7 protein-coding genes are annotated in these 10419 nt (G+C 72.5%); all 7 read right to left on the bottom strand.

The features are described from left to right. Positions 1-1319 (bottom strand): acyclic terpene utilization AtuA family protein (locus E1294_RS33475; RefSeq protein ID WP_246083471.1); only part of this gene is annotated, 1319 nt, incomplete at its 3' end. Next, entirely contained in the window at positions 1304-2074 is a 771-nt protein-coding gene (locus tag E1294_RS33470) for an enoyl-CoA hydratase-related protein (protein ID WP_132514972.1), read from the bottom strand. The genes E1294_RS33475 and E1294_RS33470, both read right to left, overlap by 16 nt. Then, positions 2071-3993, bottom strand: a complete 1923-nt coding sequence (locus tag E1294_RS33465; RefSeq protein WP_132514971.1) for an ATP-binding protein — start codon at positions 3991-3993, stop codon at positions 2071-2073. Before E1294_RS33465 ends, E1294_RS33470 begins: the two co-directional genes overlap by 4 nt. After that, the gene (locus E1294_RS33460) at positions 3990-5579 is read right to left on the bottom strand and encodes an acyl-CoA carboxylase subunit beta (RefSeq protein WP_132514970.1); all 1590 of its coding nucleotides are present in this window, start codon (positions 5577-5579) and stop codon (positions 3990-3992) included. Before E1294_RS33460 ends, E1294_RS33465 begins: the two co-directional genes overlap by 4 nt. After that, complete coding sequence (locus E1294_RS33455; RefSeq protein WP_220448069.1) at positions 5576-6217, bottom strand: TetR/AcrR family transcriptional regulator; 642 nt, start codon at positions 6215-6217, stop codon at positions 5576-5578. The genes E1294_RS33460 and E1294_RS33455 overlap by 4 nt, the downstream gene beginning before the upstream one ends. A 75-nt stretch (positions 6218-6292) precedes the next feature. Then, positions 6293-8794 (bottom strand): serine/threonine protein kinase, encoded by a 2502-nt coding sequence (locus E1294_RS57460; RefSeq protein ID WP_281284554.1) that lies wholly within the window; start codon positions 8792-8794, stop codon positions 6293-6295. A 178-nt stretch (positions 8795-8972) separates the two neighbouring features. Further along, the gene (locus E1294_RS33445; protein ID WP_246083470.1) at positions 8973-10334 is read right to left on the bottom strand and encodes an FAD-binding oxidoreductase; all 1362 of its coding nucleotides are present in this window, start codon (positions 10332-10334) and stop codon (positions 8973-8975) included. Positions 10335-10419: the final 85 nt, after the last annotated feature.

Here is a 10419-nt window from a genome sequence, read left to right as displayed (position 1 = left end):
AGGGAGGACACGGGCTGCGGATCGGCGGGGACGGCGGGGACGGGTGTTTCCGCGCCGTTCACGAAGACCTGGGGACGGACGCCCGAGGCCGGGACCAGGACCGGCCAGTAGATCCCGTACGGCGTGGCGTTGCCCGGCGGGGTGAGGCCGTGGAAGCCCGGGTAGCTGGCCAGCCCCGTCTCCACCACGGCCGAGGAGAAGGCCCGCCCCGCCGTACGTTCGTCGGCGCCCATGACCGTGATCCGCAGCAGGCCGGACTCCGTGAGCGTCACGTCCACCGCGTCGAACGACTCGCGCGGGATCCGCGCCCAGATGGCCTCCTCCGCCACCCGGGCCTTGGCCTCCACGTCGAGCCCCGTGAGCACGAGGGTCATGGTGTTCCGGTAGCCGCCCACGTAGTTGACGGCGACCTTGAGGGAGCCGGGCGGCGGCTCGCCCCGGACGCCGGAGACCAGCACCCGATCGGGCCCGTCGTCGGCGAGCGTGATCGTGTCGAACCTGGCCACCACGTCGGGGCCGAGGTAGCGGGGGCCGCCCAGCTCGTACACCAGCTGGGCGGTGACCGTGCCGACCGAGACCAGGCCGCCCGTGCCGGGATGCTTGGTGATCACGGCGGATCCGTCCGGGCGGAGCTCCGCGAGCGGGAAACCGCAATGGGCCAGATCGGGTACGTCCTGGAAGAACGCGTAGTTGCCGCCGGTGGCCTGGCAGCCGCATTCGATGACGTGCCCGGCGACCACCGATCCCGCCAGCGGGTCGAGGTCGGCGGGACCCCAGCCGTACCGCCAGATGCCGGGCCCGGTCACCAGGGCGGCGTCGGTGACGCGGCCGGTCACCACCACGTCCGCGCCCGCCGACAGGGCGGCGGCTATCGGGCGGCCGCCCAGGTAGGCGTTCGCGGTCAGCGGGGTGGCGTCGAGGCGTTCGCCGGTGTCGGCGTTGACCAGGTCGAGGGGCGTGCCGGTGAGGTCGTCGCCGGTGACGTGGGCGACCGCGGGGGACAGGCCGAGGCGGTCGGCCAGCTCGTGCACGGCCTCCGCGCACCCGGCCGGGTCGAGGCCGCCCGCGTTCGTCACGATCTTGATGCCCCGGTCGAGGCAGGGGCCGAGGACGTCCTCCAGCTGCCGAAGGAACGTCGGCGCGTAGCCGGGGCGGCCCTTGAGCCGGTTGCCGGCCAGGATCAGCATGGTGAGCTCGGCGAGCCAGTCGCCGGTCAGCACGTCGATCGGCCCGCCCTCGACCATCTCCCTGGCCGCGGACAGCCGGTCTCCGTAGAAGCCGCTGCAGTTGGCGACGCGCAGGGTCATCGCGTGGCCCATGTGGGCGGCCGCTTCTCCATGTACGCGGTGATCCCCTCCTGACCCTCCTCCGAGGTGAAACGTTCGGCGGACAGCGTGGTCATCTGCCGCAGCCCCTCCGGGAACGACATCGCCGGCACCTGCCTGACCAGCTGCTTGGTGATGGCCAGCGCCTCGGGAGCCCCCTTGATCAGGAGGTCGGCGTAGTGGGCGACCGCCGCGTCCAGCTCCTCCTCCGGCACGGCCTTGGAGATCAGCCCGATCTCCGCGGCCCTGGCGGCGTCGAAGACCTCGCCGGTCAGGAAGTATTCGGCGGCGGCCCTGGGGTCGAGCCTGCGCAGCACCGGCACCGAGATCATCGCGGGCACCACGCCGAGGCGTACCTCCGTGAACGCGAACGACGCCGTCACCGGAGCGACCGCGAAGTCGCAGGCCGCCACCAGGCCGAGGCCGCCCGCCCGCGCGGTGCCGTTGAGCCGGCAGATCACCGGCTTCGGGCTCTCCCAGATGAGCGTGAGGATCTCCGGGAACGACGCCGTCACCGGCGCGTCCGGCTTGCCGTCCGCCGCGCGCTGCTCCTTGATGTCGGCTCCCGAGCAGAACACCTTGCCCGTGGCCGTCAGCACGATCACCCTGGCTGCCGGCTCTGCCAGCGCCCAGTCGAGCCGCTCCCTCAACTCGCCGAGCAGGCGCACGGACAGGGCGTTGCGATTGGGCGGCGAGTCCAGCGTGATGGTCGCTACGCCCGCCGCCAGGTCCTGGTGGACCAGGGTCATGTGCTCTCCTCCTGGATGATCGCCAGCACGGCTCCCGCCTCGACCTGCCGGCCCTTCTCTACGTGGACGCCGGACACCACGCCGGCGACGGGGGCGGCGACTCGGTGCTCCATCTTCATGGCTTCGAGCACCAGCACCGGTTGCCCCTGGGCGACCCGGTCGCCGGGCACCACCTCGACGCGCAGCACGCAACCCGGCATGGGGGCCAGCAGGGACCCCGGCGCGACGTGCTCGACCGGCTCGGGCAGCCGGGGGAGCGGGGTCAGCACGGCGCAGCCGCCCGCGTGGTCGACGTAGACCTTCGGGTCACCGTCGTACCGGGCCACCTCGAAGGTGTGGCGGACGCCGTCGCGTTCGAGGACGACGGTGTCCGGCTCGGCGCTGAGCACGGTGATGTTCTCAGGGAGCGGGTCGTACACGATGTCGGTCTCGGCGAAGCGGGTGCGGCGGGGCCGGGAGCGCACGTTGCGCCACCCGCTCGGCAGCCCGGCCAGCACACGCGCGTCGCGCCGGTTGGCGGCGGCAAGGGCGAGGGCGGCGGCCAGCGCGGGCATCTCGCCCGCCGTCCCGCCCGCTGTCCCGCTCCTCGCTTCGCCGTCCGCCCTGGCCACCGGGCGGTTTCCGACACCGTGGACGGGGCCGTCCGGGTTCAGGAATCCGGTATGAGTGTCACCGGCCAAGAAAGCTGGATGTGTCAGGATCCGTACGAGCAGGTCGCGATTAGTGGTGACCCCGTGGAGCTTCGCCCGCCGCAGCGCCGTGGCCAGCCGCCGCACCGCCTCCCCGCGCGACGAGCCGTGCGCCACCACCTTGGCCAGCATCGCGTCGTAGTGCGGCGACACCACGGACCCCGACTCGACGCCCGCGTCCACGCGCACGTCCCCTGGCACCTCGAACCGCCGCAACACCCCCGTCTGCGGGAGGTAGCCGTCGTCCTCCGCGTACAGCCGCGCCTCGACCGCGTGCCCGGCAGGCTCGGGAGGGCTCGCCGGCAGCGCCTCACCCTCGGCGATCTCCAGCTGGAGCCGGACGAGATCGACGTTGTGGACCAGCTCGGTGACGGGGTGCTCGACCTGGAGCCGGGTGTTCATCTCGAGGAAGGCCACCCGGTCGCCCTTGACCAGGAACTCCACCGTCCCGGCTCCGACGTGGCCGACCGCCCCCGCGGCCCTGACGGCGGCCTCGAACAGGCGCTCCCTCAGCTCGGCGGAGATCCCGGGCGAGGGGCACTCCTCGACGACCTTCTGGTGCCGCCGCTGCACGCTGCACTCGCGTTCGCCCAGCGCCCACACGGTGCCGTGCCGGTCGGCCAGCACCTGGACCTCGACGTGCCGGGCCGCCTCCAGCAGCGGCTCCACGAAGACGGTGCCGTCGCCGAAGGCCGCCGCCGCCTCCCGCTCAGCCGACACGATTTCCCGCGCGAGCTCGTCCGGCTCGCGCACGACGCGCATGCCCCGGCCGCCGCCACCGGCGGACGCCTTCACCAGCAGCGGGAACGCGCCAGGGGCGGCCGGGTCGAGCGACGGCAGCACGGGCACCCCGGCCTCCGCCATCAGCCCCTTGGCCGCGACCTTGGACCCCATGGCCGCGATGGCCGCCGGCGGCGGGCCGACCCACACCAGCCCGGCATCGAGCACGGCCTGCGCGAAGCCGGCGTTCTCCGACAGGAAGCCGTACCCCGGGTGCACGGCGTCCGCCCCGGCGGCGCGGCAGGCGGCCAGGATGAGCCCGGCGTTCAGGTACGTCTCCGAGGGGTGCGCGCCCGGAAGGCGTACGGCGAGATCGGCCTCGGACACGTGCGGCGCGCTCGCGTCGGGGTCGGAGTGCACCGCGACCGTGGAGATCCCGAGCGACCGGCAGGTGCGGAAGACGCGGCGGGCGATCTCACCCCGGTTCGCGACGAGCAGGCGGGTGATCACGGGCGGAACACCCCGAATCCCGCCGGCTCCGGCACCGGCGCGCTGTTGATCGCCGACAGGCACATGCCCAGCACGGTACGCGTGTCGCGCGGATCGATGACCCCGTCGTCGTAGAGGCGCCCCGACAGGAAGAACGCCAGCGACTCGGTCTCGATCTGGGCCTCCACCATCGCGCGCATCGCCGCGTCGGCCTCCTCGTCGTAGACCTGCCCCTTCGCCAGCGCCGACGCCCGGCTCACGATGGACAGCACGCCGGCGAGCTGCGCGGGGCCCATCACCGCCGACTTGGCGCTCGGCCAGCTGAACAGGAAGCGGGGGTCGTAGGCCCGCCCGCACATGCCGTAGTTGCCCGCGCCGTACGACGCGCCCATGACGATCGTCAGATGGGGAACGGTCGAGTTGGACACCGCGTTGATCATCATCGCGCCGTGCTTGATGATGCCGCCCTGCTCGTAGTCCTTGCCGACCATGTAGCCGGTCGTGTTCTGCAGGAAGACGAGCGGCGTGCGCGACTGGTTCGCCAGCTGGATGAACTGCGTGGCCTTCTGCGACTCCTCGCTGAACAACACGCCCTGGGCGTTGGCCAGCACGCCGACCGGATAACCGTGGATCCGCGCCCAGCCCGTCACCAGCGAGACGCCGTACGCCGGCTTGAACTCCTCGAACTCGCTGCCGTCCGCCACCCGCGCGATCACCTCCCGGGGGTCGAACGGCACCTTCAGGTCCTCAGGGACGATGCCGAGCAGCTCGTCCGCCGGATAGATCGGCTCCCGCGCGGGCAGCGGGACGGCGCCCCGCTTGCGCCAGTTGAGCGAGCGCACGATCGAGCGCCCGATGCGGAGCGCGTCGTACTCGTCCTCCGCCAGGTGGTCGGCGAGCCCGCTCACCTTGGCGTGCATCTCCGCCCCGCCCAGCGACTCGTCGTCGGACTCCTCGCCGGTCGCCATCTTCACCAGCGGCGGCCCGCCAAGGAACACCTTGGCCCGCTCGCGCACCATCACCACGTAGTCGCTCATCCCGGGCACGTAGGCGCCGCCGGCGGTGGAGTTGCCGAAGACGAGCGCGACGGTCGGGACGCCCGCCGCCGACAACCGCGTCAGGTCGCGGAAGATCTGCCCGCCGGGGATGAAGATCTCCTTCTGCGTCGGCAGGTCCGCGCCGCCGCTCTCGACCAGGTTCACGTACGGCAGGCGGTTGCGCAGCGCGATGTCCGCCGCGCGCAGGGACTTCTTCAGCGTCCACGGGTTGGAGGCGCCGCCGCGGACGGTGGGATCGTTCGCCGTGATCACGCACTCGACGCCCTCGATCACGCCGATTCCTGAGACCATGCTCGCCCCGACGGGGAAGTCGCTGCCCCACGCGGCCAGCGGCGACAGCTCCAGGAAGGGGGAGTCGGCGTCGATCAGCAGCTCGACGCGGTCCCGAGCGAGCAGCTTGCCCCGCGCGCGGTGCCGCTCGACGTATCTCTCGCCGCCCCCGCCCACCGCCCTGGCGTGCTCGGCGTCCAGCTCGGCCAGCTTGGCCAGCATCGACGCGCGGCGCCGTTGATGCTCCTCGCTCGCGGGGTCGAGCCTGCTCCTGATCATGCGCCCTCCTCCGGGCGCGCCGAAGGTGACGCGTCCGTCAACCCGATCGCCCGCGCCCACAACCGCGTCAGATGGTCGACGGCCGTCTCCTCCGCGGCCTGCTCGCCCAGGTCGAGCCAGACGTGGGCGAAGTGCTCGACCATCCCGCCCAGCATGATCGCGGTCAGCCTGGGGTCGAGCGCCGGGTCGGCCAGGCCCTGCTCCTGCAGTCGCCGCAGCCCGTCGGCGCCCCGCCGCACGAACACCTCGCGCAGTTCGAGCAGCAGCCGCCCGAACCGGTCGCCGCCGGTCGCGGCCTGCTCGAACATCCGCACCAGCCGCGAGTTGGCGGCCCAGGCCCGCAGGTAGAGCCGGTTCGCCGCCTCGATGCGGGCGTACGGGTCGGCGGAGGCGGCCGGGCCCACGACGCTCGCCGCGAACATCTCCCCGACCACCGCCTCCGCGACCTCGCCGAACAAGGCCTCCTTGGAGCCGAAGTAGGTGTAGAAGGTGCCGTGGGAGACCCCGGCCCGCACGCACACGTCGTCGATCCGCACGGCGTCGTAGCCGTGCTCCTCGAACGCCTCGCGCCCGGCCTGCAGCAACGCGGCCCGCGTGCGCCTCCCCCTGGAGGTGGACGCCGGAGACTTGACGATCACGTCAGCCACGCTAGCGCACGAGAGCACTCCACGTCATCGGGCACGGCGGCTCCGCGAGCGCCCGTACGCGCGGGGTCAGCTGCAGTGGCTCCAGCCGGACTTCCAGCTCTGCGTGCCCCACGAACCGCCCCAGATCACGCACTTCTTCTTCGCCGGCAGCCTGATCGGGCCGGCGTACGCCGAGAACTTGCCCGGTTTGCTCGCCTTGCTGCCGCCCTTGACCTGGAGCAGCGCGTTCATCGACACCTTGCCCGGCCACACCAGGCGCGACATCGTGACCACGCAGTTCCGGCCCGACTTCGCGTGGTACGCGAGGTGGATGGTGGCGCCGCTGCCCAGCGCGTGCGAGTCGATGATCTTGTAGCCCGAGCCGCACACCTTGGCCGCGCTGTACGGGTTCTTCTTGGGAGCGACCCGCTTGGGCGCGGCGGCCTGCTTGGGCCGCTTGAAGACCGGTATGGTCCGCGTGGGGCCCGCGGTCGGGCGCACGGTGGGCTCCGCGTCGGGCTCGACCATCGTCTTCTTCTTTTTCCTGGTGGGCGTCGGCTGCGGCCTGGTGTTCTGCGGGACCGGCGCCTGGGTGAACCGGTTCGGCTGCGGCGTGACGGTCTTCTTCGGCTTCCTGGGCTTCTTGGTCGTCGGGTCGATGTCCAGGGTGGGCACGGGCACCGTCTCCGTCGGGGTCGCGGACGCGGGCGGCTTGCCGGGCTGCCCGGCGCCCGAGCCGTCACCAGGGGTGCTGTTAGAAGAGTTGCCCACCGGAACGACCGGGACTTCCTGGCTGTTCGCCTGCACCACGACGGCGCCGACGACCACGAGCAGGGCCGCGGCGGCGGCACCCGAGAGCGCGAGGGTCAGCGTGCGGCGCTGCTTGGCGGGCGGGCTGTCGCCCGGCCTCGGTGAGCCGCCGGGAGCTCCCGGCTGGAACCCGCCGCTGGGGGGCATGCCGGGGCCGTGCGGCGGCATGCCGGCGCCCTGGGGCGCTCCCGGATACGGGGAGCCCTGCGGCTTCTGAGTGCCGTTCTGAGGGGCTCCCGGCCCGGGCATCGCCGGTTGCTGCCCGCCCGGGGATCCGGCCGGATGGTGCGGTCCAACGGGACCGCCGGCGGAGTGCGGGGCGTTGTGCGCCATGCCTCCCTGGGCGGGTCCCACCTGGTTCAGGGCATGGGGCACGGGTCCACTGCGTGCGGGGTTGTGTCCTGTGCCGGGGATGGGCCCGCCCTGGCCCTGCCCGGGGATGGGGCCGCTCTGCCCGGGGTTGCCCTGGCCGGGGACGTTCGGGATGGGTCCGCTGAGGCCGGGGTTGTGGCCGGTGCCCGGTACAGGGCCGCTCTGGCCGGGGTTGTGGCCGGTGCCCGGTGCAGGGCCGCTCTGGCCGGGGTTGTGTCCTGTGCCGGGGATGGGGCCGCTCTGCCCGGGGTTGCCCTGGCCGGGGATGTTCGGGATGGGTCCGCTGGGACCGGGGTTGCCCTGGCCGTGCTGGGCGGCTGCAGGAGGCTGGACGTACGGGCCGGTCCGCGGGGGCCCCACGGGCTGCGGGCCCGTCTGGAGCGGGCCGCCCACCAGGTGAGGGCCGGTCGGCTGCGTCCAGGGGCCGGGGTAGACGTCCTCCGAGGGAGCCCCCTCGCCACCCGGACCGGTCTCGGCCTCAGGACGGCCGCCCTCCGGCTGCGCCGGCGCAGCGGACTGGGTGGCGCCGGACTGGGTGGCGCCGGACTGGGTGGCGCCGGACTGCCGGCCCACCGGTTCGATGGCGGACTTCGGGGCCGGCTGGCCGGTGAGGTTGACGATGAGTTCGTCGGCGGAGGGCCGCTGCGCGGGATCCTTGGACAGGCAGGCCGCCACCAGCTCGGCGAGCACGCCCTCCATCGTGCCGAGCTCCGGCTCCTCGTTCAGGATGCGGTTCATCACCACGGGGATGGAGTCGGCGCCGAACGCGGGCTTGCCCGTCGCCGCGAACACCATCGTGACGCCCCAGGCGAACACGTCCGCGGCCTCCGACACGGCCGCACCGGTGAGCTGCTCGGGCGCCAGGTACGACGGCGTCCCCATGGCCATGCCCGTGGCCGTCGCACCGGGGGAGTCGAGCGCGCGGGCGATGCCGAAGTCGATCACGACGGGCCCCTCGGGGCCCATGAGCACGTTGGCGGGCTTGAAGTCGCGGTGCAGGATGCCGGCGCGGTGGATGGCCGCGAGCGCGGTGGCCGTGCTGATCGCGAGCCGTTCGAGTGCCGCGCCCCGCCGTGGCCCCTCGTTGATGACCAGTTCGCGCAGCGAGGGCCCAGGGACGAACTCGCTCACGATGTACGGGCGGCTGCCCTCCAGGTCGGCGTGGAGCACGGGAGCGGTGCAGAACCTGGCCACCCGCTGTGCCACCGCGACCTCGCGCAGGAACCTGGTCCTGGCATCGGTGTCGGCGACCAGGGCGTTGTGCAGCAGCTTGACGGCGGCCTGTTCCCCCGAGTCGCTCTTGCCGAGATAGACGATCCCCTGGCCGCCCTCGCCGAGCCGGGCGACGATGTCATACGTCCCCAGCCGCCGCGGATCGTCCGCCTCCAGCGGCTGGAACTGATTCACGTCGGACCCCCATCACAACCCAGTAGATGAGGCAAAACGCTACCAGCGAGACCGTTGGGGCGTCTGCCGGACCTATCAGAACCTTCATGTTTTGACGGAGTAAGTCAGGGTTCCTTCGCAGGTAGTGCGCTCTGTGAACCTCAAGGTCACGGCTTGATGAAGCCGAGGTCACCGTTCGTCATATGGCCTTGCCCGGGTTCAGGATGCCCAGCGGGTCGAAGACCGCCTTGATGCCCCGCTGCACCTCCGTGGCGACCGGGCCCGCCTCAAGGGCCAGCCAGCGCTGCTTGAGCAGGCCGACGCCGTGCTCCCCTGTCAGGGTGCCGCCGAGCTCCAGCGCGTGCGTGAACACCTCGTCCGCCGCGGCCCACACCTCGGGGGGCGGCTCGATGGTGCCGTGCTCGAAGATGAAGACCGGATGCAGGTTGCCGTCCCCCGCGTGCGCGACCGTGGCGATCCGCACCCCGTGCCGCGTCGCGGCCGCCTCGATCGCGGTGATCATGTCGGGAAGCACCGAACGCGGCACGCACACGTCCTCGACCAGGCACGCGCCCTGCCGCTCCTTGGCCTGGTAGGCGAGCCTGCGCAGCCCGATCAGCTCCTCGGCCTCCTGCGGGCTGGAGGAGACGGCCACGAACGCGGCGCCGTTCTCCATGCACAGCTCCTCCATGCGCGCGGCCATCGCCTGGGCGTCCGTCGCGTCCGACTGGCCGATCAGCATGGCCTGGGTCGACGGCTCGAGGCCGATGTTGCGCCAGTCGTCGATGGCCTTGAGCGTGGCCCGGTCGAGCAGCTCCATGAGCGAGGGCTGGCAACCGGCCGCCATGATCGCCGACACGGCGGCGCCCGCGTCGCGCAGCGAGCCGAACTCCGCGGCGAAGGTGGCCGGAGGCGCGGCGGGCGCGCGGCGCAACCGGACCGTGGCCGCCGTGATCACGCCCAGGGTGCCCTCCGAGCCCACGAACAGGCCGGTCAGGTCGTAGCCCGTGACGCCCTTCATCGTGCGGCGGCCGGTGTCGAGGATGCGCCCGTCGGCCAGCACGACTTCGAGACCGAGCGCCGAGTCCCTGGTCACGCCGTACTTGACGCAGCGCAGCCCGCCGGCGTTGGTGGCCAGGTTGCCGCCGATCGTGGAGATCTCGTACGACGACGGGTCGGGCGCGTACATCAGGCCGTGCTCCCTGGCGGCCTTGTCCAGGTCGGCGGTGATGACGCCGGGTTCGACAACGGCGATCTCGTCGGCGGGGGAGAGCTCCCGGATCGTGGTCATCCTGGCCAGCGACAGGATGACCGAGCCGTCGCCGGCGACGGAGGCGCCCGCCAGGCCGGTGCCCGCGCCGCGCGGCACCACCGGCACCCGGTGTTCGGTGGCCCACTTCATGGTGGTCACCACGTCGTCGCGGGAGGCGGCGAGCACCACTCCTGCCGGCTTGCCCGGCTCCAGGAACGTCCGGTCGCGGGCATAAGAGTCGATCACGTCCGGATCGGTCAGGACGCGGGCTTCGGACAGGGAGCTCACCAACGCATCAATCGGTCTCACACCATGCACCTTAGGCGCAAATCACCCCATCCGGTGAGGAGGCCATGAGCGGGGCTCGACGGGCGGTTTGCGCAGGCCGTGGCTT

The organism is Nonomuraea diastatica (assembly GCF_004349015.1).
Lineage (GTDB): Bacteria > Actinomycetota > Actinomycetes > Streptosporangiales > Streptosporangiaceae > Nonomuraea > Nonomuraea diastatica.
This window is presented reverse-complemented; position numbering and strand designations above follow the sequence as displayed.

Excerpts from the sequence above, each read along its gene's own strand:
- E1294_RS33470 (WP_132514972.1), bottom strand. The coding sequence starts at position 2,074 with ATGACCCTGGTCCACCAGGACCTGGCGGCGGGCGTAGCGACCATCACG.
- E1294_RS33460 (WP_132514970.1), bottom strand. The coding sequence starts at position 5,579 with ATGATCAGGAGCAGGCTCGACCCCGCGAGCGAGGAGCATCAACGGCGC.